At 64.0% G+C, this 25,793-nt stretch carries 23 protein-coding genes; 17 read left to right on the top strand and 6 right to left on the bottom strand.

All coding sequences use genetic code 11. The annotated features are described in order from the left end of the window. Nucleotides 1-23: 23 nt before the first annotated feature. A complete protein-coding gene (locus KI243_RS25790; RefSeq protein ID WP_212810056.1) occupies nt 24-968 on the bottom strand; it encodes an alpha/beta hydrolase in 945 nt (314 codons plus the stop codon). A 259-nt stretch (nt 969-1,227) separates the two neighbouring features. On the opposite strand from KI243_RS25790, the gene fadD2 reads away from it, so the two are divergent. Together fadD2 and fadD1 are read left to right on the top strand one after the other, a co-directional pair. Then, nucleotides 1,228-2,916, top strand: coding sequence for a long-chain-fatty-acid--CoA ligase FadD2 (fadD2, locus tag KI243_RS25785; protein WP_212810055.1), 1,689 nt, complete (start codon nt 1,228-1,230; stop codon nt 2,914-2,916). 400 nt (nt 2,917-3,316) lie between these two features. After that, nucleotides 3,317-5,014, top strand: coding sequence for a long-chain-fatty-acid--CoA ligase FadD1 (gene fadD1 / locus KI243_RS25780; RefSeq protein ID WP_103032785.1), 1,698 nt, complete (start codon nt 3,317-3,319; stop codon nt 5,012-5,014). Between the two features lie 157 nt (nt 5,015-5,171). Here fadD1 and KI243_RS25775 read toward each other — a convergent pair whose 3' ends face one another. Beyond that, nucleotides 5,172-5,552 carry a hypothetical protein gene (locus KI243_RS25775; protein WP_177084456.1) on the bottom strand — a complete coding sequence of 127 codons (381 nt, stop codon included), beginning with the start codon at nt 5,550-5,552 and terminating at the stop codon, nt 5,172-5,174. A gap of 200 nt (nt 5,553-5,752) precedes the next feature. On the opposite strand from KI243_RS25775, the gene KI243_RS25770 reads away from it, so the two are divergent. From KI243_RS25770 to def, 3 genes are all read left to right on the top strand, one after another. Continuing rightward, nucleotides 5,753-5,941 (top strand): CsbD family protein, encoded by a 189-nt coding sequence (locus KI243_RS25770; RefSeq protein WP_017126217.1) that lies wholly within the window; start codon nt 5,753-5,755, stop codon nt 5,939-5,941. Between the two features lie 189 nt (nt 5,942-6,130). Then, a complete protein-coding gene (locus KI243_RS25765) occupies nt 6,131-7,075 on the top strand; it encodes a YihY/virulence factor BrkB family protein (protein WP_017126216.1) in 945 nt (314 codons plus the stop codon). A 2-nt stretch (nt 7,076-7,077) separates the two neighbouring features. Further along, entirely contained in the window at nt 7,078-7,617 is a 540-nt protein-coding gene (gene def, locus KI243_RS25760; RefSeq protein WP_017126215.1) for a peptide deformylase, read from the top strand. A 3-nt stretch (nt 7,618-7,620) separates the two neighbouring features. On the opposite strand, the gene KI243_RS25755 is transcribed toward def, so the two are convergent. Together KI243_RS25755 and KI243_RS25750 are read right to left on the bottom strand one after the other, a co-directional pair. Further along, complete coding sequence (locus tag KI243_RS25755; protein WP_212810054.1) at nt 7,621-8,454, bottom strand: class I SAM-dependent methyltransferase; 834 nt, start codon at nt 8,452-8,454, stop codon at nt 7,621-7,623. 59 nt (nt 8,455-8,513) lie between these two features. After that, the gene (locus tag KI243_RS25750; RefSeq protein ID WP_017126213.1) at nt 8,514-8,951 is read right to left on the bottom strand and encodes a GNAT family N-acetyltransferase; all 438 of its coding nucleotides are present in this window, start codon (nt 8,949-8,951) and stop codon (nt 8,514-8,516) included. 323 nt (nt 8,952-9,274) lie between these two features. Between KI243_RS25750 and KI243_RS25745 the strand changes: the two genes are divergently transcribed. From KI243_RS25745 to KI243_RS25705, 9 genes are all read left to right on the top strand, one after another. After that, nucleotides 9,275-10,216 (top strand): fatty acid desaturase, encoded by a 942-nt coding sequence (locus KI243_RS25745; protein ID WP_177107201.1) that lies wholly within the window; start codon nt 9,275-9,277, stop codon nt 10,214-10,216. A gap of 9 nt (nt 10,217-10,225) precedes the next feature. Further along, nucleotides 10,226-11,020 carry a PhnD/SsuA/transferrin family substrate-binding protein gene (locus KI243_RS25740; RefSeq protein ID WP_212810053.1) on the top strand — a complete coding sequence of 265 codons (795 nt, stop codon included), beginning with the start codon at nt 10,226-10,228 and terminating at the stop codon, nt 11,018-11,020. 232 nt (nt 11,021-11,252) lie between these two features. Then, nucleotides 11,253-11,762 (top strand): sigma-70 family RNA polymerase sigma factor, encoded by a 510-nt coding sequence (locus KI243_RS25735; RefSeq protein WP_017126209.1) that lies wholly within the window; start codon nt 11,253-11,255, stop codon nt 11,760-11,762. 1 nt (nt 11,763) lies between these two features. After that, nucleotides 11,764-12,723: a FecR family protein gene (locus KI243_RS25730; protein WP_177146439.1), complete on the top strand. Its 960-nt coding sequence runs from the start codon at nt 11,764-11,766 to the stop codon at nt 12,721-12,723. A 118-nt stretch (nt 12,724-12,841) separates the two neighbouring features. Continuing rightward, a complete protein-coding gene (locus tag KI243_RS25725) occupies nt 12,842-15,517 on the top strand; it encodes a TonB-dependent receptor (protein ID WP_244861777.1) in 2,676 nt (891 codons plus the stop codon). A gap of 96 nt (nt 15,518-15,613) precedes the next feature. Continuing rightward, nucleotides 15,614-16,627, top strand: coding sequence for an ABC transporter substrate-binding protein (locus KI243_RS25720; RefSeq protein ID WP_017126206.1), 1,014 nt, complete (start codon nt 15,614-15,616; stop codon nt 16,625-16,627). After that, nucleotides 16,627-17,556, top strand: a complete 930-nt coding sequence (locus KI243_RS25715) for an aliphatic sulfonate ABC transporter substrate-binding protein (protein WP_017126205.1) — start codon at nt 16,627-16,629, stop codon at nt 17,554-17,556. Before KI243_RS25720 ends, KI243_RS25715 begins: the two co-directional genes overlap by 1 nt. Nucleotides 17,557-17,580: 24 nt before the next feature. Then, nucleotides 17,581-18,585, top strand: a complete 1,005-nt coding sequence (locus tag KI243_RS25710) for an ornithine cyclodeaminase family protein (protein WP_017126204.1) — start codon at nt 17,581-17,583, stop codon at nt 18,583-18,585. Continuing rightward, nucleotides 18,582-20,078, top strand: a complete 1,497-nt coding sequence (locus KI243_RS25705; RefSeq protein WP_017126203.1) for an aromatic amino acid lyase — start codon at nt 18,582-18,584, stop codon at nt 20,076-20,078. Before KI243_RS25710 ends, KI243_RS25705 begins: the two co-directional genes overlap by 4 nt. A 3-nt stretch (nt 20,079-20,081) precedes the next feature. Here KI243_RS25705 and gstA read toward each other — a convergent pair whose 3' ends face one another. Then, nucleotides 20,082-20,687, bottom strand: a complete 606-nt coding sequence (gstA, locus tag KI243_RS25700; RefSeq protein WP_177119289.1) for a glutathione transferase GstA — start codon at nt 20,685-20,687, stop codon at nt 20,082-20,084. A 107-nt stretch (nt 20,688-20,794) separates the two neighbouring features. Here gstA and KI243_RS25695 point away from each other — a divergent pair, with 107 nt between their 5' ends. Beyond that, nucleotides 20,795-21,661 carry a LysR family transcriptional regulator gene (locus KI243_RS25695; protein WP_177119288.1) on the top strand — a complete coding sequence of 289 codons (867 nt, stop codon included), beginning with the start codon at nt 20,795-20,797 and terminating at the stop codon, nt 21,659-21,661. A 399-nt stretch (nt 21,662-22,060) separates the two neighbouring features. Continuing rightward, nucleotides 22,061-23,380: a PAS domain-containing methyl-accepting chemotaxis protein gene (locus KI243_RS33130; RefSeq protein ID WP_017126199.1), complete on the top strand. Its 1,320-nt coding sequence runs from the start codon at nt 22,061-22,063 to the stop codon at nt 23,378-23,380. A gap of 110 nt (nt 23,381-23,490) precedes the next feature. Here KI243_RS33130 and KI243_RS25685 read toward each other — a convergent pair whose 3' ends face one another. After that, a complete protein-coding gene (locus KI243_RS25685) occupies nt 23,491-24,057 on the bottom strand; it encodes a hypothetical protein (RefSeq protein ID WP_017126198.1) in 567 nt (188 codons plus the stop codon). A 267-nt stretch (nt 24,058-24,324) separates the two neighbouring features. Here KI243_RS25685 and KI243_RS25680 point away from each other — a divergent pair, with 267 nt between their 5' ends. Then, nucleotides 24,325-25,770, top strand: coding sequence for an NAD-dependent succinate-semialdehyde dehydrogenase (locus KI243_RS25680; RefSeq protein ID WP_017126197.1), 1,446 nt, complete (start codon nt 24,325-24,327; stop codon nt 25,768-25,770). Nucleotides 25,771-25,793 lie beyond the last annotated feature (23 nt).

The raw sequence follows: 25,793 nt of genomic DNA, 5'->3' as shown, positions 1-25,793 counted from the left end.
TAATTGATTTTAAAGGAAAATAATCATTCTGAGCGGGCTGGTCGACGGTGCGCCAGGGTCTGCTCCAGCCAGTGCAGCACGTCGGCGGTCACTTCATCGCGATTGGTTTCATTGAAAAGTTCGTGCCGCGCCTGTGGGTAGACGCTCAATTGCAGGTTTTGGCTACCGGCTTCGCGCAAGGCATCGGCGAGATCCTTGAGGCGCTTGCCTTCGCTGACCGGATCGCGCTCGCCACCCATCACCAGCAACGGCAGGCCGGGGTCGATCTGCTTCAGGTTGCGCGCCTTGCTGATCTGTTGCAGGCCGCCCAGCAGATCGATCCACAACTGGTTGGTGCAGCGGAAACCGCAGAGCGGGTCGCTGACGTACTTGTCGACTTCCTCCGGGTCGCGGCTCAGCCAGTCGAAGGCCGTGCGGGTGGGCTTGAAGGCCTTGTTGAACGAACCGAACGACAGCCAGTCGATCAGTGCGCTGCGGCTCTTGGCGCCCTGGCGCCAGCGTTCGCCGCGGGCGATCGCGGAGGCGGCGCGGTACAGCGCCACTGGCTGGAAGTTCGAGCCGCTGAGGATCGCGCCCTGCAGGCTGGCGCTGTGGTGCAGCAGGTAGGCCTGGGCAATGTAGCTGCCCATGCTGTGACCGAGCAGGATGATCGGCTTGCCCGGTTGCTCTTCGCCGATGCGCTGGTTGAGGCTCGCCAGGTCGCTGACCACCGCGCACCAGCCGTCGCGATCGGCGAAATGCCCGAGCACGCCGTGTTCGGCGGTCTTGCCGTGTCCGCGCTGGTCATGGGCGTAGAGTCCGTACCCGGCCTCGCACAGGGCTGCGGCCAGGCGGGCATACCGGCCACTGTGTTCGGCCATGCCATGGGACAGCAGGACCAGTGCCTTCGGCTCGCCTTCCGGCAACCAGCGATTGACGTGGAGGCGGCTGTGGTCACTCACGGTCAGCCAGAAAGTGTCATGGGTCATGGCGGTTCCTTTGCTCAAGATGAGACGGCGGCACGGGACGAGACAGGGCACGGGATGGCATGCGGAGTCGATCCATTGTATAGCGCATCCTCGCCGAGGAAGCAGGTCATGCTGCGCATTGGCAGCAAGATTCATGATGTTGATGACTGTGTCCGCCATATTTGCCTGATTCCACATTGCTGCTAACGTCCGCTAAGCACCGCTTTTTCGCTTCGCGCGAACGCGGCCCCGGAGAGGCTCAGGCAAGAGGACAAGAACAATGCAAGCTGATTTCTGGAACGACAAGCGCCCCGCCGGCGTACCCCTGGATATCGAGGCGGGCGCCTATAGATCCGTGGTCGAGGTATTCGAGCGCTCCTGCAAGAAATTCGCCGACCGTCCGGCCTTCAGCAACATGGGCGTGACCCTGACCTACGCCGAACTCGAACGCTACAGCGCGGCCTTTGCCGGTTACCTGCAGGCCAATACCGACCTGCAACCCGGCGACCGGATTGCCGTCCAGTTGCCCAACGTCCTGCATTATCCGATTGCCGTGTTCGGCGCCATGCGTGCCGGGCTGATCGTGGTCAACACCAACCCGCTGTACACCGTCCGCGAGATGCGCCACCAGTTCAAGGACTCCGGTGCCCGGGCGCTGGTCTACCTGAACCTGTTCGGCGCGCGGGTCCAGGAAGTGCTGCCCGATACCCGGATCGAGTTCCTGATCGAAGCGAAGATGGGCGACCTGATGGCGCCGGCCAAGGGCTGGCTGACCAACCTGGTGGTCGACAAGGTGAAGAAGCTGGTGCCGCCTTACCAGTTGCCCCAGGCGATCTCGTTCAAGAGTGCCTTGCACCTGGGCCGGGGCCAGAGCATCCAGCCGCTCAAGGTCAGCCTCGATGACCTCGCGGTGCTGCAATACACCGGCGGCACCACGGGCCTGGCCAAGGGCGCGATGCTCACCCACGGCAACCTGGTGGCGAACATGCAGCAGGCGCGGGCCTGCCTGTCCCAGCCCGGGCCCGACGGTCATCCGCTGCTCAAGGAAGGCCAGGAAGTGATGATCGCGCCGCTGCCGCTATACCACATCTATGCCTTCACCGCGAACTGCATGTGCATGATGGTCACCGGTAACCATAACGTGCTGATCAGCAATCCGCGGGATATCGGCGGCTTCATCAAGGAGCTGAAAAAGTGGCGCTTTTCCGCGCTGCTGGGGCTCAACACCCTGTTCGTGGCGTTGATGGAGCACCCGGACTTCAAGACCCTGGATTTTTCCAGTCTGAAGCTCACCAACTCCGGCGGCACCGCCTTGGTCAAGGCCACCGCCGAGCGCTGGGAGAAGGCCACCGGCTGCCGCATCACCGAAGGCTACGGTCTGACCGAGACTTCGCCCATTGCCTGCACCAATCCTTATGGCGACAAGGGCCGCCTGGGCTCGGTCGGCATCCCGGTGCCCGGCACCAGCCTGAAGATCGCCGATGACAACGGTGTCGAGCAGCCGCTGGGCGAGCGCGGCGAGTTGTGCATCAAGGGGCCGCAGGTGATGAAGGGGTACTGGCAGCAACCGGAAGCGACCCGCGAAGTGCTGGATGCCGACGGTTGGTTCAAGACCGGCGATATCGCGGTGATCGACCCGGATGGTTTTGTCCGTATCGTCGACCGCAAGAAGGACATGATCATCGTCTCCGGTTTCAATGTGTACCCGAATGAAATCGAAGACGTGGTGATGGCCCACCCGAAAGTTGCCAATTGCGCGGTGATCGGCGTTCCGGACGAGCGTTCGGGCGAGGCGGTGAAGTTGTTCGTGGTGGCGCGGGAGGCGGGGGTCAGCGTTGAAGAACTGAAGGCCTACTGCAAGGAAAACTTCACTGGCTACAAAGTACCCAAGTATATCGTGCTGCGGGATTCGCTGCCGATGACGCCGGTGGGCAAGATCCTGCGGCGGGAGTTGCGGGATAACCCATAGGCCGTGATTGATGGGGGGTTATTGAGGGGCCCTTCACGACACCGCGGCAAGCCCGGCTCCTGCAGTTTTCGGTGGTACGCAAATAAGGTGCACAACTGCGAACTGCAGGAGCCGGGCTTGCCCGCGAAGCTTTTAAAAGAGCTGAAACCCTCGAACCAGAGCCAAATTCCGGGTAATAGACTTTTTACTCTAAAAATGACCATTGCTGTTTCTTGAGTCATATTCATGACCGGCGAGCCCATCTTTGGCTCTAGGCGACCCTTGGCAAAGCTGCTACTCTCGGCGCGCTTTGTGACTTCTCGGCGTAAGTTAAAGCCAGATTCACCCAATAAAAAACACAGACAAATAATAATCGCATCAAATGCGGTGCTGAATTCGCGTTGCTGAGGAGTGGGCTTCCATGATCGAAGACTTTTGGAAGGATAAGTACCCGGCTGGGATTGCTGCCGACATCAATCCCGATGAGTACCCGAATGTTCAGACGGTATTGAAACAGTCTTGCCAACGATTCGCCAGCAAACCGGCCTTTAGCAACCTCGGCAAGACGCTCACTTATGGTGAGTTGTACGAGTTGTCCGGTGCTTTCGCCGCCTACCTGCAACAGCACACGGACCTGCAACCGGGCGATCGGATCGCCGTGCAGTTGCCCAACCTGCTGCAATACCCGATCGCCGTGTTCGGTGCCATTCGCGCCGGGCTGATCGTGGTCAACACCAACCCGCTGTACACCGCGCGGGAAATGGAACACCAATTCAACGACTCCGGCGCCAAGGCCCTGGTGTGCCTGGCGAACATGGCCCACCTGGCCGAAGCGGTGGTGCCCAAGACCGGCGTGCGGCATGTGATCGTCACCGAAGTGGCCGACCTGCTGCCCCCGCTCAAGCGTGTGCTGATCAACAGTGTCATCAAGTACGTGAAGAAGATGGTGCCGGCCTATCACCTGCCCAAGGCCGTCAAGTTCAACGACGTGCTGAGCAAGGGCCAGGGCCAGCCGGTCAAGGAAGCCAATCCGGCCAGCAGCGACGTCGCGGTGCTGCAATACACCGGCGGCACCACCGGCGTGGCCAAGGGCGCGATGCTGACCCATCGCAACCTGGTGGCGAACATGTTGCAGTGCAAGGCACTGATGGGTTCGGACCTCAATGAAGGCTGCGAGATCGTCATCACCCCGCTGCCGCTGTACCACATCTATGCCTTCACCTTTCATTGCATGGCGATGATGCTGATCGGCAACCACAACATCCTGATCAGCAACCCGCGCGACCTGTCGGCGATGGTCAAGGAACTGTCGAAGTGGAAGTTCAGCGCCTTTGTCGGCCTCAACACCCTGTTCGTCGCCCTGTGCAACAACGAGACGTTCCGCAAGCTGGATTTCTCCGCGCTCAAGGTCACCCTGTCGGGGGGCATGGCCCTGCAACTGGCGGCGTCCGAGCGTTGGAAGGCGGTGACCGGCTGTTCCATCTGCGAAGGCTACGGCATGACCGAAACCAGTCCGGTGGCCTCGGTGAACCCGAGCCAGAAGATCCAGCCCGGCACCATCGGCATTCCGGTGCCGTCGACCCTGTGCAAGGTGATCAACGACGAAGGCGTCGAGCAGCCGCTGGGTGAGATCGGCGAACTGTGCATCAAGGGCCCGCAGGTGATGAAGGGCTACTGGCAGCGCCAGGACGCCACAGACGAGATCCTCGACAGCGAAGGCTGGCTGAAGACCGGCGACATCGCGATCATCCAGCCGGACGGCTACATGCGCATTGTCGATCGCAAGAAGGACATGATCCTGGTGTCCGGTTTCAACGTCTATCCGAACGAACTGGAAGACGTGCTGGCGACCTTGCCGGGTGTGTTGCAATGCGCGGCCATCGGCGTGCCGGACGAGAAGTCGGGCGAAGTGATTAAGATCTTCATCGTCGCCAAGCCGGGCGTGACCCTGACCAAGGACCAGGTGATGGAGCATATGCGGGCCAACGTGACCGGCTACAAAGTGCCGAAGTCCGTGGAATTCCGCGATGCATTGCCGACCACCAACGTCGGCAAGATCCTGCGCCGCGAGCTGCGCGATGAAGAACTGAAGAAGCTGGGCCTGAAGAAGATCGCCTGACCCTGCATAAACGACAAAGCCCCGCCGATGCGGGGCTTTGTCGTTTATGCCTGGCGAGCAGGCTTATGTCGGAGCGGTGCTTGTCGGAACGCCGCCCGCCGCGAAGCTTCCAGCGTCCTCAAGGGCCTTATCGCCGGCAAGCCGGCTCCTGCAGGTTTCAGGATTGCTGGAACTGCGCGAATCCTACACCGGCCCCCGCCGGCCGCACGTCCTTGAGGAACGAGTCCTTGTCGGCGCTCAGTTCCAGGCTCAGCTCCGGCTTGCGCTTGCCGGCGTTGCGCACCACCAGGCCTTCCATCCGTTCGCGCAGGAACACGGTCGGCACCTTCAGGTGCAGCAACTCGTCGGTGGCCGGGGTATGCAGCAGCAGGTGCACCCATTCGTATTGGCCGATCGCCAGGCGCGCCAGGGGGATATCGAACCACCAGATGTTGCGGTTGCGGTTCAATTCGGTGAAATGGCAGTTGTTCACGCCGAGCACGGCACCGCCCAGTTCCTGGTTCCTGCGGGCAATGGCCTGCTTTTTATCGAGTTTCATCACTTTCCTACCGTTATCGATCTTCAGCGCCTGAGCCTGAATCTGGCGGCTATTCTCATGGGTCGGCGGGCAAACATAAAGGCAAACCTGCGGTCTGTGATCAACAACCGGTCGAAAATAATTGAAACTCCGTGCAAAAACCTCGGGTCAACCTTATGTCGGGACACTGACGCCCCGCACTCAACTGATGGAGAACGACCATGAGCAGCACTGGCGATAAGATCAAAGGCACAGCGAATCAGGCGGTTGGTAACGTCAAGCAGGCCGTCGGCAAAGCCACCGACAACAACCGGCTGCGCGCCGAAGGCAAGGCCCAGGAAGTGAAGGGCGACGCGCAGAAAGCGGTGGGCAAGACCAAGGAGGCGATCAAGAAGGCAGTCGATAAATAGACCGCGTTCCGATCGATCGAGCGGCCATCCCAGGATGGCCGTTCTTGTGTATCGCAGTTGCAAACGAGACAGGGCAATTGTTCAGCGCTGGCCAACTGCGCTACCGTGGGACCTATTACCCTAGGCAAGAAACCAGCCCTTGAGTCGCCTGCTGACCTGGCCCCCATGATTGCGGCGAAAGGAGACGCTATGATTTTTCCGGACTTGCGTGGTCTTCCCCTGCACCGAGTGCTGATACGCACGGTTCAGGAGTTCGTCGACGACGAAATGTCGACCTATGCCTCGGCACTGGCCTACCAGATGCTGTTTTCGCTGTTCCCCTTCCTGCTGTTCCTGATTGCCCTGATCGGCTTCCTGCATCTGCCGGACTTCTTCACCTGGCTGCGCATGCAGTCGGAGCTGGTGCTGCCGCCCCAGGCGCTGGACCAGGTCAACCCGGTGATCGATCAGTTGCAGCAATCCAAGGGCGGCCTGCTCTCGGTGGGTATCGTCATCGCCCTGTGGACCGCCTCGGCCGGCGTCCGGTTGATGATGAGCGCGATGAACGCCGCCTACGACGTGGTCGAGGCCCGGCCGATCTGGAAGCGCTTCCCGCTGTCGATCTTCTACACCGTGGGCATCGCCGGCATGTTGCTGGCCGCCGCCGCGCTGATGGTCCTCGGGCCGCAGGTGATGAGCTGGCTGGCCGGGCAGATCGGCATGGAAGACTTCGTGGTCACCCTCTGGACCATCCTGCGCTGGCCGGTGATCGTGCTGTTGCTGATGTTCGCCGTGGCCCTGATGTACTACGTGATGCCGGACGTGAAGCAGAAGTTCGTGTTTATCACCCCCGGCTCGGTGCTGGCGGTGGTGGTGTGGATCGTGGCATCGCTGGGTTTCGGCTACTACGTGAAAACCTTCGCCGATTACAACGCGATGTATGGCAGTATCGGTGCGATCATCGTGCTCCTGCTGTACTTCTATATTTCCGCGGCGGTGCTGCTGCTGGGCGCGGAAATGAATGCGGTGATCGAACATATGTCGTCGGAAGGCAAGAATCCCGGCGAGAAGGACTTCCACGAACACCACGACAAGATGCCCGTCTCCGGACTGGGGCGCGACCATTCCCTGAAACCGACTACTGACGAAACCTGATCATGATCCGTGAAATCCTGAAAATGGGCGACGAGCGCCTGCTGCGCATCGCCCCGCCGGTTCCCCCGGAGATGTTCGACAGCGCCGAGCTCTGGCAACTGATCGACGACATGTTCCAGACCATGGAGCATGTCGGTGGAGTCGGCCTGGCCGCGCCGCAGATCGGCGTCGACCTGCAACTGGTGATCTTCGGTTTCGAGCACAGCGAGCGTTATCCGGACGCCGAGGCGGTGCCCCAGACGATCCTCATCAACCCGCTGATCACACCCCTGGGCCCGGAGCTGGAAGAGGGCTGGGAAGGCTGCCTGTCGGTGCCGGGGATGCGCGGTGCGGTGGATCGCTACGCGCGGATCCGCTACGAAGGTTTCACGCCCAAGGGCGAGCCGCTGGTGCGCAGCGCCGAAGGTTTCCACGCGCGTGTCGTGCAGCACGAATGCGATCATCTGATCGGTCGCCTGTATCCGTCGCGGATCAGCGACTTCCGCAAGTTCGGTTTTACCGAAGTGCTGTTCCCCGACCTCGATCCGAGCGCCGACGACTGACCCTCAACGGGACGCCACCTTGCCGGGCTTGACGAAGCGCAGGGTCAGGCGGTCCGACTCACCGATGGCCAGGTATTTGGCCTTGTCCTGCTCGCCCAGGCGCAACGACGGTGGCAGGGTCCAGACCCCGCCGGCATAGTCCTTGGTGTCCTTGGGGTTGGCGTTGATCTCGCTCTGTCCCTCCAGCACGAAGCCGGCATCGGTGGCCAGCTTCACCACGTAGGCGGTGGGCAGGTAGCCACTCTGCTTGATGCTCTCCAGATCCGCACCGTCCTTGGCCCGATGATCCACCACGCCGAGCACGCCGCCGGGCTTGAGCACCTTGAAGAACGCCGAGAACATGGCCGGCGCATCGTCGGCCATGACCCAGTTGTGCACGTTGCGGAAGGTCAGCACGCGGTCGGCCGAGCCCGGCTTGCCGAGCACCGGCGCCTGGGGATCGAACTCGACGACGGCGGCCTTGGCGTAGTGCGTCGGGTCCTCGGCGAATTTCTGTTTCAGGCCGTCGGCCGAGCGCCTGGCGTAATCGCTGCTCGAGGCGGCCTGCACGGCGGCGATGTACTGCCCGTGATCCTTGAGCAGGGGCGCCAGCACCTCACTGTACCAACCGCCGCCGGGGGTGATTTCGATCACCGTCTGGTTGGCCCGCAGGCCGAAGAACTGCAGGGTCTGCCGCGGGTGGCGATAGACGTCACGGACGCTGTTTTCCGAGGCGCGCCAGCTGCCGGCCAGGACCTTGGCGTACTGGGCGTCGCTGATGACTGCCGTGACGGCGGCCTGGCCGAGGGCTGGAGCGAGCAGGGCGGTGAAGGATAAAGCCACGAGGGTGCGGTTCATGATCATCCTGGCAGGAACGGGTGGACGAACGAGGCTATCACGCAGCCCCGAGCGGCCGATCACACATTTTTCTCGGTCGATCTAACCAATGGTTCTATGCCCAGCGCCACCAGCGGCTTGCTGCGCGAGTAGCGTGCCAGACGGTCCGCCAGGGGTTGGGGCAGGGTCGTGGCGAGGCTGAAGCCCTGGCGCGTGTAGAAGTCCCGCAGGTCCGGATGGCAGAACAGCCAGACCGGGCCCTCGGCATCGCGCCGCGCCCGGGCGATCAACTGGCCGGCGATGCCCTGGCCCCGCCAGCGTGGATCGACCAGCAGGCCGGTCAGCCAGAAACCTTCGGCGACCGCGGTGAGGGACAGCCCGGCGATGATCCCGTCGCACCGCGCGACCCACAGTTGGCCGTCGCCGGCAGAGCGCATCGACGAGTTGTGGGCGCGATAGAACTTGTTCAGCAGCGGTCGCAAGGGCTCCGGGAGCTGGGCGTAGTCGGCGGTCGGCATGAGGGGCGGGCAACGGCAGGGCGGGGGCCGATTATAAAACAGCCGGCGCCCGCGGATAGGTGTATACCTGAATCTAAATCCTGACGGAGTGCGCATCATGAGCAAGGGCATGGATTCAAAGAAAGCCGCGAAGAAGAAACCGGCCAAGACCGCCGACGAGAAACGGGCGGAGAAGAAGGTCAAGAAAGCCAACGTGTTCGGGCACTGAGTTGCAATCGTTCTAAGCTGATAACCAATCGATCTGCAAGATTTTGCGTTGCTGATGCACATCAGGGGATAAAGCCGGGGTTTGTCCCTCGGCCTGTCCTGTGCGAAGCCGATCGATGCCCAACTACCTCGACCCTGTTCACCGTGAAGAAATCCTTTCCCTGTCCCGCACCTTTACCGGGCGTACCGAATGGCCGACCTGGCTGTTGCTGATCGCCGTCCATGGCGGCTGGTTCGCTGTCCTGCTCGGCAGCCCGCACCTGGGGCTGTGGCCGAGCACGCTGTTGCTGATCGTGCTGGTCGCGTTGTGGCTGTCGGTGCAGCACGAACTGCTTCACGGTCACCCGACGCGTTTCGACGGCTTGAACAAGCTGCTGGGCTACGCGCCGTTTGCCGTGTGGTATCCCTACACGCTGTATCGTGACAGCCACCTGATCCATCACCGCGACGAAGACCTGACCCTGCCCGGTATCGACCCCGAGAGCCGCTATCTGCGGCAACAGGACTGGCAGCGCTGTTCCCTGTTCGAAAAGGCCCTGCACCGCTTGAACAAGACGGTCTTCGGTCGCCTGCTGGTGGGCGCGCCGCTGGCCTTGCTCACTCTGGTGCGTGAAGAAGGCCGGCGCTTGCGGCGCGGCGAGCGCCGGGCCTGGCTGATGTGGCTGACCCACGGTGCATTGACCGTGCTGATGCTGGTGTTTGTCGCCCGCCACAGCATTATCCCGGTCTGGCACTACCTGCTGCTGGTCAGTATCCCGGCGTTGTCGGTGGCCATGCTGCGTTCCTACTACGAACATCGTCCCCACGCCGAACCCGAGCAGCGCACGGTGATCAATGAAGCCGGCTGGCCCTGGAGCTGGTTGTTCCTCAACAACAACCTGCACTTGATGCACCACGACCTGCCGAAGCTGCCCTGGTACTTCCTGCCCCGGGTCTACCGCGCACGCCGTGACCAGTGGCTGGCGCGCAGCGGCGGCTTTCTAGTAAAAGGCTACGGCGAGCTGCTGCGGCGCCATGCCGTGAAAGCCATCGACAGCCCCCAACACCCGTTTTCCTGAGGAGTCGCCATGACTGCCCGCTACGCCGAATTGCTCATGTACGTGGCCCCGCCAGCCGTGCAGCAGGCCAACGAACAATGGCTGGGGCGGATTCTCCAGACGCTCGGCGTCAGCCGCCTTCCGGCCGCGGAACTGGACCTGAGGCAGCTGTGGCTGTCCCCGCAATTGCTGCTGACGCAGACCTGCGGTTACCCGCTGATGACCCTGCTGCGCGGCCAGGTGACGGTTATCGGGCGCCCGCGGTATGAACTGCCGGACGCCAGCGCGGGCAATCATTGCAGTCTGCTGCTGACCCGCGAAGACAACCCGCGCGTGACCCTGGAGGACTTTCGCGACAGTCGCGGCGTGCTCAATGACGAAGGCTCCAACAGTGGCATGAACCTGCTGCGCCAGTGCCTGGCCCCGCTGCAGCGCGATGGCCGCTTCTTCGCCAGCGTCGACTACAGCGGCGCCCACCGTGAAAGCCTGCGCTGGCTGCGCGAAGACCTGGCCGACCTGGCGGCGGTGGACAGCGTGACTTTCGCCTATCTGGCGCGCTTCGCCCCCGAGGAAGTGGCCGGCCTGAGGGTAGTGCAACGCAGTGCGCCGAGCCCTTGCCTGCCGTATATCGGGCCGGCGGGCCTGGACGAAGAACAGCTCGGGCGGCTGCGCGAGGCGATGAACCACGCCTTGCGCGAGTTGCCCGCAGTGGCCGAGGTGCTGGGCCTGGCCGAGGTGCTGCCGGCCAGCGAGGCGGACTACCAGATCCTCCTCGATTACCGGGATGAAGCCCAGCGGCTGGGGTTGGCCAGACTGGGCGCATGACGCCCTCCTGTCAGCGTCCCCCTGCAGGAGCCGGCTTGCTGGCGATAGCGGTTTATCAGGCGACAGCGATGTCGACCAAGCGCTCGTGAGCGCCAGCAAGCCTGCCGCTGCTAGAGTGTTTATGGTTATATAAAAATACCTTTTAAGTATTATTAAAGAATAAGCCGTGTTGGTAGCATCCTGCCACCGGAACACCGGACATACAGCGCAACTCTCTTGATCTGGAGCCATCATGTCCGGCGCCGACACACCTCACAGCGATTACGTGGGCGGGTTATTCCGCACGCATTACGATTGGCTCTGCGCCCGCTTGCGCCGCCATCTCGATTCCAGCGCCAGCGCCGAAGACATCGCCGCCGACACCTTCGTGCAACTGCTGATGGCCGCGGACAGCCTGCCAATTCGCCAGCCCCGTGCGTTGCTGACCACCATTGCCCAGCGATTGATGTACCAGCTCTGGCGCCGCCGCGACCTGGAGCGTGCCTACCTCGACGCCCTGCAACAGGAGGACGAAGCGCAGGTGCCGTCACCGGAAGACCTGGCCCAGATGCTCGAAGCGCTGGAGACCATCGACCGCCTGCTCAACGGCTTGCCGGACAAGGTCAAGGCGACCTTCCTGCTGTCCCAGGTCAATGGCTTGACCTATCCCGAGATCGCGGTCGAGCTGGGTATTTCCCAGCGCTCGGTCAGTGACTACATGACCCGGGCAATCAGTCGCTGCCTGCGTGCGAGGCTGGACTGAGATGAGCCGCGAACAGGACCCGGACCCGCTGATCGAAGAAGCCGCGCGCTGGATCGTCTGCCTGCGTTCCGGCCAGGCCAGCGACGCCGACCGGCGTGCCTACCAGCAATGGCGCAATCAGGATCCGCGCCATGAGCAACTGTGCAGCCAGCTGGAAACCCGTCTCGGGGTGTTCCGGATTCCCATCGACCAGGGCATCAGTGGCGAACTGCTGCAACGGGCACTGAGCGCTCCGGCCAGTCGCCGCAAATTGTTGCAGGGCGCCTTGCTCGGCGTCGGCGTGATGCTCGGTGCCGGCCTGCTGCTGGGCGGCGCCGGCACCTCCCTGGCCGAACTGACGGCCGACCTGCGTACCGGCACCGCCGAGCGCGGCAGCCTCGAATTGCCCGATGGCAGCGAGTTGCAGCTCAACGCCAGGAGCGCCGCCGATATCGACTTCGACCACCAGCGGCGGCAGGTGCGCCTGCTCGATGGCGAACTGTTGGCGAGGATCGCCAGGGATGCCTCGCGACCCTTCGTGGTCCAGGCCCCGCAGGCCCGGGTACACGCCTATGGCGATCACCTGCTGGTCCGTGAGCGGGACGGCCTGGGTCATGTGGTGGCCTTGGGCGGGGCCCTGGAAATCGTCGGTCCGACGGGTGAACGCCTGCAATTGCCGGCCGGCCATGAAGTCTCCTATGACCGCTATCGGTTCGGCCCGATCCGTCCCAGTCACGGCAGTGCCACGGCCTGGGTCGACGGTCTGCTGGAAGTGCGCGACGGCACCCTCGGCGAAGTGGTCGAGGCCCTGCGGCCCTGGCGTCCGGGTGTCTTGCGCCTCGACCCGGCGATTGCCTCGCTGCGGGTCAGCGGCCTGTTCCGGCTCGACCGGCCTGAGCAGATTCTCGACACCCTGGCCCGCACGCTGCCGATCCGGGTCGACCGGCATACCGACCTGTGGGTGACCTTGAGCCCGGCGTAGCGGGTTGGTTCTAAGACCATAACCAAAGGGTCTGCAAGTTTTTCGTCGGTCACTGCACATCACTCCCGTAAGCGCTGCCGAGGGAGCAGCGTTGTTCGATTCCATGGGGGGAGTCATTTTGCGTTCGTCCAACACCACGACCTATTCGCGTCATCCGCTTCGGGCCCTGGCCATCGCGCCGCTGGCCGGCCTGCTGTTCGCCACGGGGGCCTGGGCGGCCGAAGACGCCCGGCAGGTCTATCACATCGCCTCGGGCCCGCTCGACGAGGTACTGCTGAGCATCAGCCGGCAAAGCGGCCAGGTGATTTCCTTCACGCCGCAGTTGAGCAACTACTCCTCGGCCCAGGTCGACGGTTCCCTGTCGGCCCGGCAGGCGGTCAGCGAAGCGCTGCGCGGCACCGGCCTGCAATTGCAGGTCAGCCCGGACGGCGCGTTCATCATCCAGGAAGGCGCCACGCCGACCCAGGCCAGCGCGCAGTCCAGGGCCCAGACCAATGCCAAGGTGCACACCAGCGAGGCAGCCGTGCCGACCCTCGACCGGGTCATCGCCCTCGGCACCCGCCGCAACGATGCCACGGCACTGACCAGCGCCGCGCCGGTCGATGTGCTCACCAGCGAAGAACTGAAACAGACCGGCGCCACCAGCCTCAATCAGGCGCTGTTCCAGCTGCTGCCCTCGTTCAACTACCCGCAGAACCAGAGCGCGACCCGCGGGCAGAACCCCAAGGGCGCCTCGCTGCGCGGCCTGGCGCCGGACCAGACGCTGGTGCTGATCAACGGCAAGCGGCGGCATGCCTCGGCGGTGGTGAACATCTCCGGCGGCGTGCCGTTCATTGGCGCGCAGCCGGTGGACCTGGACATGATTCCCCTGAGCGCCATCGACCATGTCGAAGTGCTGCGTGACGGCGCCTCGGCCCAGTACGGCTCCGATGCGGTGGCCGGGGTGGTCAACATCGTGCTCAAGGAGCGCGACAGTGGCGGCCAGCTCAACACCCAGCTGGGCAAGTACTCCCAGGGCGACGGTTTCAGTAAGACCGCCGACGGCTGGTACGGCATCGGCTTGCCGGGGGACGGTTTCCTGACCCTGAGCTTCAACAGCCTGAACAACCGTCCCGACGATATCGGCGACAAATACATTGCCGACGGCCGCGAGCAGGACCCGCGCTGGGGTGGCGCCGGGCGCAACAAGTACAACCTGGTGGCGAATGCCGAGGTCGGCCTGAGCGATCAGTGGCGCCTCTACAGCTTCGCCACCTTTGGTCAGGACACCTCGGTCAACAACACGCCGCCGCTGCTGGCGGGCAACCCGAACAACGTGGCGGCGATCTATCCCAACGGCACCATTCCGAAGTACCGCTACCGCTATGAAGACGGTGCGTTGACCGTCGGCAGCCGCTACGAGGACGCGAGCCTGGGACGCTTCGACCTGAGCGCCACCTACGGTCGCGATACCCACGACGAACTGGCCTACAACACGGTCAACCCGAGCTTCGGCGCGAACAGCCCGACCAAGTTCGACGTGGCGACGCTGATCAATGAACAGACCAACCTGAGCCTGGATTACGCCAAGGACCTGGACGTCGACTGGTCCAAGCATCCGCTGACGGTCTCGGCCGGTGTCGCCTACCGCAACGAGCGTTACCGGCTCGAAGCGGGGGATGCCGACTCCTACTCGTTCGGCGGGATCAACGGCGTCCAGGTCGGCGCGGTGCAGGCTTCGGGCCTGACCCCGGACGATGCCGGGACCTATACGCGCAATGTCGGCGGGGTGTACTTCGGCCTGGAAAACCAGTTGACCGACAAGTTCCAGTTCGGTCTGGCCGGGCGTACCGAGCATTACTCGGACTTCGGTTCGGCGACCACCGGCAAGGTCTCGGCGCGGTATGACTTCACGCCGCAGGTCGGCCTGCGCGCCACCGTCAACAACGCCTACCGTGCGCCGACCCTGGGCCAGATCGGCACCTCCTGGACCACCACCACCAACGTCGATATCAACGGCAACCCGGTGCTGACCCGCATGCTGCCGGCCGACAACCCGGCCGCCCGGGCCCTGGGCGCGCAGCCATTGAAACCGGAGAAGTCCACCAACTTCTCCCTTGGCCTGGTGCTGCGTCCGACCGACCAGGCTTCGCTGACCATCGATGCCTACCAGATCAGCATTCGTGACCGCCTGCTCTACAGCGGCGGCATTTCCGGTCCCCGGGCCGAGCAGATTCTCCAGGCCGCCGGCTACGGCCAGTACACCTGGGCGCAGTTCATGACCAACGCCGCCGACACCCGCACCCGTGGCGTGGACATCGTCGGCAAGTACAACCTCGACCTGCAGCAGTACGGCGGCCTGACCCTGAGCGCGGGCTACACCAAGGCCAAGACCATCATCGAGCGCATCAACTCCAACCCGTATGGCTTCGATGTGCTGACCCGCGAGGCGCGCGGCTTCCTCGAACACGGCTACCCGGAAGACAAGCTGGTATTCGGCGCGACCCACCGCTACGGCCCGTGGACCGTGGCCCTGAACGAAACCCGCTATGGCGAGTACCGCAAATACGCGGCCTCCGAAGCCAATGCCCAGTACGACCAGACCTTTTCCGCCCAGTGGACCACCGACCTGGATGTGAACTACGCGTTCAGCAAGCAACTGCGCCTGTCGGTCGGGGCCAACAACCTGTTCAGCAGCACGCCGGATGACTTCAACAAGCAACTGCGCCAGACGCCGGGCCAGCAATACAGCTACCTGTCGCCCGCCGCACCGGAGGGGGCCTTCTACTACACGCGCCTGAGCTACGACTTCTGAACCTGACACCGATCGTTCCCGGGCGCTGCTCGGGAACGATCACCACGCTGTTTCTTGCTTCACCCAACATGAAAACCAAACCACCACGAGGTGACCATGACATCCATCAAGACCCTGCTCGGCGGCTCGCTACTGGCCCTGGGCCTGCTGGCCCAACAGGCGCCCGCCGCCGACAAGCCGGCACCGATCCATTTCGGTGACATCACCTGGGAAAGCGGCAGCCTGATCACCGAGGTCCTGCGGCTGATCGTCGAGAAAGGTTACGGTTATCCGACCGATACCTTGCCCGGCAGCACCGTGAGCCTCGAAGCCGCCCTGGCCAAGAACGATATCCAGGTGATCGGCGAGGAATGGGCCGGCCGCAGCCCGGCCTGGGTCAAGGCCGAAAGCGAAGGCAAGGTGTTCGGCCTCGGCGATACCGTCAAGGGCGCCACCGAAGGCTGGTGGGTCCCGGAATACGTGATCAAGGGCGACCCGGCACGGGGCATCAAGCCACTGGCGCCGGAACTCAAGTCGGTGGCCGACCTGCCGCGCTACAAGGATGTCTTCGCCGACCCCGAGGACCCGTCCCGCGGCCGCTTCCTCAACAGCCCCACCGGCTGGACCTCGGAAATCGTCAACAGCCAGAAGCTCAAGGCCTATGGCCTGACCGACAGCTTCGTCAATTTCCGCACCGGCTCCGGCGCGGCACTGGACGCCGAAGTCAGCTCCTCGGTCAAGCGCGGCAAGCCGGTGCTGTTCTACTACTGGTCGCCAACCCCGCTGCTGGGGCGTTTCAACCTGGTGAAACTGGAAGAGCCGCCGTTCGATGCCGAAGCCTGGAAAACCCTGGCCGATGCCAACAACCCGCACCCGCGTGGCACCCGCTCGATGCCGGCGCACCTGGCAATCGGTGTCTCCGCCGCGTTCAAGCAGCAATACCCGGAACTGGTCGGGGTCTTCGAGAAAGTCGACCTGCCCATCGACCTGCTGAACCGCACCCTGGCGCAGATGAGCGAGAAGCGCCTGGAACCACGCCTGGTGGCACAAGCCTTCCTGCGTGAGCAACCCCAGGTCTGGAGCCAGTGGGTACCGGCCGCGGTGGCCGAACGTGTGAAGGCGAACCTGTGATGATCAAGCGTATCTGGCTGTCAGCGATCCTCGGCCTGGTGACCGGCCTGGCCCAGGCCGGCGACCCCGCGACCTTGCGGGTCGGTTACCAGAAGAGTTCGGTGAGCATGGTCCTGGCTCGCGAGCACAAACTGCTGGAACAGGCCCTGCCTGGCACGCAGGTGCAATGGATCGAGTTTCCCGGCGGGCCGCAGATGATCGAGGCCGTCAACGGCGGTAGCGTCGATGTGGGCAATATCGGCGATATCCCGCCGATCTTTGCCCAGGTCGCGGGTATCGACCTGCTGTATATCGGTGTCGAGCCGGCCAACGGCAAGACCGACGCGATCATCGTGCCGGCGGCCAGCACGGTGCGCGGCGTGGCGGACCTCAAGGGCAAGCGTGTCGCCTTGCTCAAGGGCTCCAGCGCTCACAATCTGTTTCTCAAGAGCCTGATCAAGGCGGGCCTGCAACTGAGCGACGTGAACCTCGCCTACCTGTCGCCGGCGGATGCCCGGGCGGCCTTCGAGCAGGGCAAGCTCGATGCCTGGGTGATCTGGGACCCTTACTACTCGGCGGCACTGCTGGACGGCAGCGCGCGTCTGCTCAGCGACGGCCAGGACCTCAACCCCAGCGGTACGCTGTATATCGCCAGCGGTGCCTTCGCTCGCCAGCACCCGCAGAGCATCGCGCCGGTGCTCAAGGCCCTTGGCCAGGCCCAGCGGCTGTCTTTCGACCAGCCGCAGCAAAGCATCGACCTGATGACCCAGGCCCTCGGCCTGCAACGGGCGGTGGTCGAGCGCTATTTCGAGCATCGCTCGCGGGCGCCGCTGCAGACCATCGACCAGTCCACCATCGATACCCAGCAACGCACCGCCGATCTGTTCTTTGCCAATCACCTGATCCCAAAGGCGATCAAGGTGCAGCAGATTGTCTTCAAGGCCGACTGAGCCACGCAGAGGAAACCACCTTCCATGCAACCTGTTTATATCGACTTTCTCAACGGGCTGGATATCGCAGCCCTGGATCTGGGCAATGACGAGATCCTCGCCGCCATTGAAGCCAGCCTGGCTATCCAGGGGCGCGGCGAAGCGGTGATCGAGCCACGCACGCACCTGATTCCCGGAGGCGGGATCAACGGCCATTTCAACGTCCTGCGCGGCGTGCTGGGCGGTGATATCGGCTATGCCGGGGTCAAGGTGGTCGGCGACTTCGTCGACAACTATCGCCAGGGACTGCCGTCGGAGCTGGCGATTCTCAACCTGCTGGACCCGGCCACCGGCGTGCCGAAGGCGATTCTCGACGCTTCGGCGATCACCGATATGCGCACCGGCGCGGTGACGGCCATCGGCGCCAAGTACCTGGCCCGGCCCGACAGCAAGATCCTCGGTCATATCGGCGCGCGGGGCACCGCCTACTGGAACGTGCGGCTGCTCGATCACCTGTTCGACTTCGACGAAATACGCGTGCATTCGCGCCGGGAGGAAAGCCGCGAGGCCTTTGCCGAGAAGCTGCGCCGCGACCTGGGCAAGCCGGTCATCGTGACCCATGACTGGGAGAGCACGGTGCGTGGCGCCGATATCGTGGTCGAGGCCTCGCGCCTGGACCAGCCGCAACCGTTGCTGCATACCGAGTGGATCGCGCCCGGCGCCTTTGTCGTGCCCTACGGCACCATGAGCGCGGTGGAGCTGTCGCTGACCGATATCATGGCCAAGCTGGTGGTCGACGACTGGGGCCAATGCAAGGGCGGGATGTTCGGTTCGCTGCGGGCCCACGTGGAAGCGGGCAAGCTCAGCGAGCAGACCCTGCATGCCGAACTGGGGCAGATCGTCGCCGGCTTGAAGAGCGGTCGGCAGAGCCCCGAGGAGCGCATTCTGTTCTGGCACCGCGGCTTGAGCCTGAGCGATATCGCCCTGGGCCACGCCTTGTTGCAGAAGGCCGCGCGCCTGGGGATCGGCCAGCGGCTGCGCTTCGCATGACGACGATCGAGCTCGACGGCCAGGGGCTGTCCCCACAGGCGCTGTTGCGGGTGGCGCGGGACGGCGCACCGCTGCGGTTCAGCGTCCAGGCGCGGCAACGGATCGCTGCGGCCCACGGCTTGCTGCTGGCCCGGGCCGAGGCGGGCGAGGCGATCTATGGGGTCACCACGGGCCTTGGCGCGGCAGTGGATATCCGTCTGCTGGCGGATGATCCGGCGGTGCAGCAGCGGATCCCGCTGGGCCGCGCGGTGGGTGTCGGGCGCCTGGCCAGTCGCGAGGAAGTACGGGCGATCGCCTGTGCCCGCCTGGCCGGACTGGCCCAGGGCCGTTCTGGGATTTCCCTGGAGACGGCGCAGGCGCTGCTGGCGTTGCTCAATGCCGATATCTGCCCGGAGATACCCCTGACCGGATCGCTGGGCGAAAGCGATCTCGCGCCCCTGGCGCACCTGAGCCTGGGCTTGCTGGGCGAGGGTTGGGTGCAATGGCAGGGGCAGCGTTTGCCGGCGGCGCAGGCCCTGGCCCGCAGTGGTTTGCCCGTCGCGCGGCTGTCCGGCAAGGACGGCCTGGCGCTGGTCTCGGCCAATGCCGCCAGTGTCGGCCTCGGGACCTTGCTGCTGGCAGAGGCCGACCGGGCCCTGGATTCGCTGCTGGCGGCGCTGGCGTTGTCCTGTGAAGGCTACCGGGCCAACCTCAGTCCGTTCCAGCCGTGGGCGGCGCGACTGCATCCGGCCAGTGGGCACGCGCGGCAATGCGCTGCGTTGCTGGCGCTGCTCAAGGGGGGGGAACTGGAGCAGCCGCAATCGGCCAGACGCTTGCAGGATCCCTTGAGCTTTCGTTGTGGCGGCGTGGTCCAGGGCGCTGCCCGACACGCCTGGGAGCAACTGCGTGAAACGCTGTCGATGGAGCTGGCGAGCGGGGCCGACAACCCGGCGTTGATTGTCGAAGAGGGACAGGTGCTGGCCAACGCCAACTTCGACAGCACCCATCTGGCGTTGGCGAGCGAAGGGCTGGGGTTGGCGTTCAGCCGACTGGCGGTGTGCTCCGCGGAGCGCCTGGCCAAGCTGCTGTCGCCGGGTTCCAGCGAACTGCCGCGCTTCCTGATCGAGACACCGGGGCATGTCGGCCTGGCGGCGTTGCAACGGACCTCGGCGGCCCTGGTGGCGCAGATCGGCCATCTGGCCAATCCGATGCCGGCGGTATGCATTCCGGTGGCCGACCGGGTGGAAGACTACGCCGGCCAGGCCCTGGCGGTGATCGAGAAAACCCGCGAGCTGACCCGACTGCTGCAGACCCAGGCGGCGATCGAACTGATTGCCGCCGCCCAGGCGGTCGACTTGCGTGGAGAACGGCGGCTGGGGCAGGGCAGTGCCTCGATCTACCAGGCGGTGCGCAGCCAGGTGCCCCGGCTGGATCGGGATCGGCCGGGGGCCTGGGACGTACAGGCGTTGCTGGCGCTGATCGAGACCCGCGGCTGGCCGGAGATCGTCGGCTGATCGTCAGGCGGCCTGCTCGATTTCCAGCGCGGCCTTCACCGCGGCTCGCGCGCCGATCCGCACCATGAAGCGGCCCAGCGCCGGCCAGGGCAGCAGGTCGATGTCGAAGAAGCGGTTCCAGCGCATCACGGTGAACAGGTAGATATCCGCCACGCTGAAGCCGTCATCGAGCAGATAGTCCTGGCGTGCCAGGGTGTTTTCCAGCAGGGCGAAACGCTGGAACAGACGCGCCCGGAAGATCGCCTTGACCTCGTCGGGGATCGCCGGATTGAACAGTGGGCCCATGGTCCCGTGGACCTCGCTGCCGAGGAAGTTCAGCCATTCCTGCAGGCGCACCCGCTGCCAGCTGCCATTGGCCGGCGCCAGCCCGGCGTCGGGCTTGAGGTCGGCGAGAAACTGCACGATGGCGCCGCCTTCGGTCAGCACCTGGCCGTTGTCCAGTTGTAGCGCCGCGACATACCCCTTGGGATTGATGGCGAGGAAGTCGTCACCGTGCTCGGTGAGTTTGCTGCGGTTGTCGACCCGTACCAGTTCGAACGGCAGGCCGAGTTCGCGCAGCACGATATGCGGTGACAGCGAACAGGTTTCGGGGGCGTAGTACAACTTCATGAAGGAGGACTCCAGGGCGGACGGGATGGGGGCCCGCATTCTCGTATTGGCCCTGGCTCCCGGTATAATTAATACTTCATAAACCAACCATAAGGGCAGCTACTGGCATGATGAACCTGATGCACTGGCGCCTGCTGGTGGCGGTCCTCGATACCGGCACCATCAGCCGTGCCGCCGAGCAGGTCGGCATGACCCAGTCGGCGGCCAGTCAGGCCCTGGCCGCGATGGAGGAGGGGCTGGGCGCGCAACTGTTCGTGCGCGAAGCGCGGCAGGCCGTGCCCACGGCTGTCGGCCTGCAGGTGCTGGAAGAGGCGCGACTGATGCTCGGGTCGCTGCAGAAGATTCGCCAGCAGGTCGACAGGGCCCGGGGGCTGACCCACGGCACCCTGCGCCTGGCGAGTTTTCCCATGGTCCTGAGCACGTTGCTGCCGCCGCTGTTGCGGCGCTTTCGCCAGCGCCACCCCGGTATCGAGTTGGTCGCGCTGGAGGTCAGTGATCATGAGGTGGAGAGCATGCTCGCCAGTGAACTGGTGGACGTCGGCGTCGTGCTCAACCCCGAGCCGGGGCGGGCGGCCCGCGAGTTGGGACGCGACAGCTGGGTCGCGGTGGTTTCCATCGAGCATCACCTGGCGGCGCGTGGTGTCGACGGGTGTGTCAGTCTGGCGGAGCTGGTCGCCGAACCCTTTGTGCTGGCCACCGGCGGCTGCACGGTCAATGCGCGCAGTATTGCCGCTGAAACCGGCCTGCGGCTCGAAGATATAAGGGTTGAAGTCCGCGAGTGGAACAGCGCCTTTGCCCTGGTGCGGGAGAACCTCGGGGTGAGCCTGGTGCCGGAGCTGACCTTGCCGAAGGAGCGCAAGGGGCTGCGCATCCTGCGTCTGGAAACCCCCGTCGAGCGCCGGTTCGCGCTGGTGGCTTCGGTGGCCGGCACGAACTCGGCGGCGGTGACGGCGTTGTTCGATATGCTGGGTTGAATCACCCTCGGTAATGTCTCGGTACTGTTGCCGGCAGGAGTAGCTGGCGATTGGCTTGCATCCGGCCCGCGGCTGTCTATGCTCTTGGGCAGGATTGTATGAGGAATGCCATCAAACGCGTGCTTATTACTGTCCCCCAAGTAGCCATGTTTATGTCCTGCATAAACGACAAGCTGTTGTTCTGAGGAAGATTGCCTGTGCAATCAGGACGTTGAGTCACGGATAGCTTGATGAGAACGATACCCAGGGATACCCGGATCAAACATCGTTCAATGCTCTGTTACTGCCCCCGGGCGGTGGGAGTGTGCCTGTCAGGTGGTTTGGCGATAAAGAGCGTGTTTACTGAAGCGAAGTTATCAACTCCGAGTGTCTTTCGACAGTGCTAAAGGGATTTGAGCCATGTTTGATTCTCATCGCAAGTCCGACCTGCTGGAAATTCAACGCTTTTCCTGCGCGCTGTCCGAGGCCAACGCCAAGTTGGCGGCGATTGGTCGTTCCATGGCCATGATCGAGTTCACGCCAGACGGTCATATCCTCGAAGCCAATGCAAACTTCTGCAAGGTCATGGGCTATTCGGCGGATGAGATCCGTGGCAAACATCATCGGATCTTCTGCGAAGAGGACTTTGCCAAGAGCGAGGACTACGCCCGCTTCTGGCGCGACCTGGCCCGTGGCGAGCCGCTGAGCGGGACCTTCCTGCGGCTCGACAAGAATGGCCGGGAAGTCTGGCTGGAGGCCAGTTACATGCCGGTGATCAATGCCGACCGGCAGGTAGAAAGTGTGATCAAGGTGGCGTCGGATATTACCCAACGCATTCACTACGAACATGAGAACCAGAGCATCGTCAATGCACTGGGACGTTCCATGGCGTTGATCGAGTTCAGCCCGGACGGCCGGGTGATCACCGCCAACGAGAACTTCCTCAAGACCATGCACTACTCGCTCAACGAAGTGGTGGGCCAGCACCACAGTATGTTCTGCCATCGCAGCGAGAGCGAGTCCCAGGGCTACAAGGCCTTCTGGGCGTCGCTCAATCGCGGCGAATATCATTCGCGGCGTTTCGAGCGCGTCGACAAGCATGGGCATACGGTGTACCTGGAAGCCTCCTACAACCCGATCTTCGATTCCAAGGGCCGTCTGTACAAGGTGGTGAAGTTCGCCAGCGATATCACCTCCCAGGTGATCAGCCTGCAATCGGCGGCGGAGTCGGCGCACAGCACTTCCGTACAGAACGACGCCTGTGCCCAGAAGGGGTCCCAGGTGGTGCAGCAGACGGTGGAAATCATCCAGGAGATTTCCCGCAACCTGAATGACGCCGCCGAAAGCATCGATGCGGTGAACCGTCAGTCCGACATCATCGGCACCATCGTCCAGACCATTCGCGGCATCGCCGACCAGACCAACCTGCTGGCCCTCAATGCGGCGATCGAGGCGGCGCGGGCCGGTGAGCACGGACGCGGTTTCGCTGTAGTGGCCGACGAGGTACGCAGCCTGGCGGCGCGCACCAGCCAGGCGACGCTGGAGATCGTCGCGGTGGTCAGCAAGAACCACGAACTGTCCCACAGCGCGGTGAGCAGCATGCAGTCGAGCCTGAGTCGAACGGGGCGCGGAGTGGAACTGGCGAACGAGGCGGGGGAAGCGATCCTGGAAATCCAGCAGGGCTCCAAGCATGTGGTGGATGCGATCAGCCAGATCAACGCGACATTGCAGTTGCCCTGAGTCTGTGTGGGAGGGGGCTAGCCCCCGAGGCTTTTGCCGCTCTCGAGGGCCTCTTCACGGGCACGCCCGCTCCCACGCAGGCCCGCTCCCACATCAACCCGCTCCCGCGGTTAGTTGTTGGTCGCCAGGAACGCGCTGGCAGCCTGCTTGTCGACCGGGTTCGGGCTGTTCTTGTCGGTCTGGGCGCTGAACTGTTCCTTGATGCGCTCGGCAATCTTGTTGTTGATCGCCTGCTGCTGTTCCGGTGGCAAGGCGTTGAAGCTTTCCTCGGTCAGCCCCTGTTCCTTGAGCATCTGTTCGCGCAGGCGCTCGACCGGCGACTTGCTCATGTAATCCTTGAATTCCTTCATCGCATCACTGTCATTACTGGTGGCAGTGGGTGCGGTGCGGGTGGTCGGCGGGGTGGCGGTCATGGTCGCGGCAGCGGCCACATCCGGCACCTTGGCCTGGAGGTGTACGCGGGTCTTGGCGAACGCGGCGTTGACGTTATCGGCCACCTTGTCGGCCGCCTTGTTGGCGGCGTTCTGGGCGGCCGGGGCCGAGGTAAGGCCGGCGGCGGCCTGGGCGCTTTGCACAAAACCGCTGGAAAGCGCGTTATTGGCGGCGGTGGTCGGATCCAGGTCGGAACGGTTCGACGGCTGGATCGCGTGAGTCTGGTTGCGGGCATTGACCAACATGGGATAAACACCTGGGTTTGAGAATACCCTCGGCTACGAGCAATTTGTATGCCGATTGCTACAAAGCCCGGTCTGTCGCGCTCTGGCCGATACAGACCTGCAGTCCCTGGCCGGCAAGCGGAAAACCCTTGCCGCCGTGCTTGCCGCTCGGGCGGCGGGAAATTTCATTTGCAGTCCGGCCCGATAGTGATTGCACTGGTCGGTGTTCTGACGCCATGACCCCTCGATGCAGCCATCTGAATTGGCCATCTGAACTGGAGAGTACTGATGACAAACGCAAGCTACGTGAACACCCGGCTCCTGATCGACGGCGTGTGGTGCGATGCCCGCAGCGGCAAGACCCTCGACGTGCTGAATCCGGCCACCGGCCTGGTGATCGGCAAGGTCGCCCATGCCGACATCGCCGATCTCGATCTCGCCCTGGCGGCTGCCCAGCGTGGTTTTGACAACTGGCGCTGGGTCCCGGCCAACGAGCGCGCGCTGATCATGCGCAAGGCCGCGGCGCTGGTTCGCGAGCGGGCCGAAACCATCGCGCAACTGATGACCCAGGAGCAGGGCAAGCCGCTCGCCGAGTCGCGTGTGGAAGTGAATTCCGCCGCGGACATCATCGAGTGGTTCGCCGACGAAGGGCGGCGGGTCTACGGTCGCGTCGTCCCGTCGCGCAACCTGGCCGTGCAGCAGACGGTGGTGCGCGAACCGGTCGGCCCGGTCGCGGCCTTCACGCCGTGGAACTTCCCGGTCAACCAGGTGGTGCGCAAGCTCAGCGCCGCCCTGGCAACCGGCTGCTCCTTCCTGGTCAAGGCCCCCGAGGAAACCCCGGCATCGCCGGCGGCATTGTTGCAGGCCTTTGTCGACGCCGGCGTGCCGGCCGGTGTGGTCGGGCTGGTTTTCGGCGACCCGGCGCAGATCTCGTCCTACCTGATCGCGCACCCGGTGATCCGCAAGGTGACCTTTACCGGTTCGACCCCCGTGGGCAAGCACCTGGCGGCGCTCGCCGGCCAGCATATGAAACGCGCCACCATGGAACTGGGCGGGCATGCGCCGGTGATCATTGCCGAGGACGCGGACGTGACGGCGGCGGTCAAGGCCATGGCCGGCGCGAAGTTCCGCAATGCCGGGCAGGTGTGCATCTCGCCGACGCGTTTCCTGGTGCACAACAGCATCCGCGCCGAATTCACCCGGGAGATGGTCCGGTATGCGCAGGGCCTGAACGTCGGCAACGGTCTCGAGGCGGATACCACCCTGGGCGCCCTGGCCAACAGCCGTCGCCTGACCGCGATGGGCCGGGTGGTCGAGAGTGCGCTGGCCAGCGGGGCACGCCTGGAGACCGGCGGCGAGCGGATCGGCACCACGGGTAACTTCTTCGCGCCGACCGTACTGGCGGATGTTCCTCTCGACGCCGATGTGTTCAACAACGAACCCTTCGGTCCCGTTGCCGCCATTCGCGGATTCGATTCGCTCGACGAGGCCATTCTTGAAGCCAACAGGCTGCCGTATGGCCTGGCCGCCTACGCCTTCACGCGTTCGTTCGCCAACGTGCATCGCCTGACCCAGCGGGTCGAGTCCGGCATGTTGTGGATCAACCAGGCGATGACGCCCTGGGCCGAGATGCCGTTCGGTGGCGTGAAGGATTCGGGCTACGGCTCCGAAGGCGGACCGGAGGCCCTGGAACCGTACCTGGTGTCCAAGTCGGTGTACGTCAACTCTCTCTGAAGGGGCGGCCATCCGTCGCGGCG

Source organism: Pseudomonas sp. Ost2 (assembly GCF_018326065.1).
Lineage (GTDB): Bacteria > Pseudomonadota > Gammaproteobacteria > Pseudomonadales > Pseudomonadaceae > Aquipseudomonas > Aquipseudomonas gingeri.
Note: the sequence above shows the minus strand (reverse complement) of the source record. Positions and strands in the feature narration are given on the sequence as shown.

Coding starts and splice junctions, on each gene's coding strand:
- gstA (WP_177119289.1), bottom strand. CDS start 20,687: ATGAAGTTGTACTACGCCCCCGAAACCTGTTCGCTGTCACCGCATATC.
- def (WP_017126215.1), top strand. CDS start 7,078: ATGATCCGTGAAATCCTGAAAATGGGCGACGAGCGCCTGCTGCGCATC.
- KI243_RS25790 (WP_212810056.1), bottom strand. CDS start 968: ATGACCCATGACACTTTCTGGCTGACCGTGAGTGACCACAGCCGCCTC.
- KI243_RS25735 (WP_017126209.1), top strand. CDS start 11,253: ATGTCCGGCGCCGACACACCTCACAGCGATTACGTGGGCGGGTTATTC.
- fadD1 (WP_103032785.1), top strand. CDS start 3,317: ATGATCGAAGACTTTTGGAAGGATAAGTACCCGGCTGGGATTGCTGCC.
- KI243_RS25695 (WP_177119288.1), top strand. CDS start 20,795: ATGATGAACCTGATGCACTGGCGCCTGCTGGTGGCGGTCCTCGATACC.
- KI243_RS25710 (WP_017126204.1), top strand. CDS start 17,581: ATGCAACCTGTTTATATCGACTTTCTCAACGGGCTGGATATCGCAGCC.
- KI243_RS25770 (WP_017126217.1), top strand. CDS start 5,753: ATGAGCAGCACTGGCGATAAGATCAAAGGCACAGCGAATCAGGCGGTT.
- fadD2 (WP_212810055.1), top strand. CDS start 1,228: ATGCAAGCTGATTTCTGGAACGACAAGCGCCCCGCCGGCGTACCCCTG.
- KI243_RS25755 (WP_212810054.1), bottom strand. CDS start 8,454: ATGAACCGCACCCTCGTGGCTTTATCCTTCACCGCCCTGCTCGCTCCA.
- KI243_RS25720 (WP_017126206.1), top strand. CDS start 15,614: ATGACATCCATCAAGACCCTGCTCGGCGGCTCGCTACTGGCCCTGGGC.
- KI243_RS25685 (WP_017126198.1), bottom strand. CDS start 24,057: ATGTTGGTCAATGCCCGCAACCAGACTCACGCGATCCAGCCGTCGAAC.
- KI243_RS25705 (WP_017126203.1), top strand. CDS start 18,582: ATGACGACGATCGAGCTCGACGGCCAGGGGCTGTCCCCACAGGCGCTG.
- KI243_RS25730 (WP_177146439.1), top strand. CDS start 11,764: ATGAGCCGCGAACAGGACCCGGACCCGCTGATCGAAGAAGCCGCGCGC.
- KI243_RS25680 (WP_017126197.1), top strand. CDS start 24,325: ATGACAAACGCAAGCTACGTGAACACCCGGCTCCTGATCGACGGCGTG.
- KI243_RS25775 (WP_177084456.1), bottom strand. CDS start 5,552: ATGAAACTCGATAAAAAGCAGGCCATTGCCCGCAGGAACCAGGAACTG.
- KI243_RS25745 (WP_177107201.1), top strand. CDS start 9,275: ATGCCCAACTACCTCGACCCTGTTCACCGTGAAGAAATCCTTTCCCTG.
- KI243_RS25715 (WP_017126205.1), top strand. CDS start 16,627: ATGATCAAGCGTATCTGGCTGTCAGCGATCCTCGGCCTGGTGACCGGC.
- KI243_RS25765 (WP_017126216.1), top strand. CDS start 6,131: ATGATTTTTCCGGACTTGCGTGGTCTTCCCCTGCACCGAGTGCTGATA.
- KI243_RS25740 (WP_212810053.1), top strand. CDS start 10,226: ATGACTGCCCGCTACGCCGAATTGCTCATGTACGTGGCCCCGCCAGCC.
- KI243_RS25750 (WP_017126213.1), bottom strand. CDS start 8,951: ATGCCGACCGCCGACTACGCCCAGCTCCCGGAGCCCTTGCGACCGCTG.
- KI243_RS33130 (WP_017126199.1), top strand. CDS start 22,061: ATGTTTGATTCTCATCGCAAGTCCGACCTGCTGGAAATTCAACGCTTT.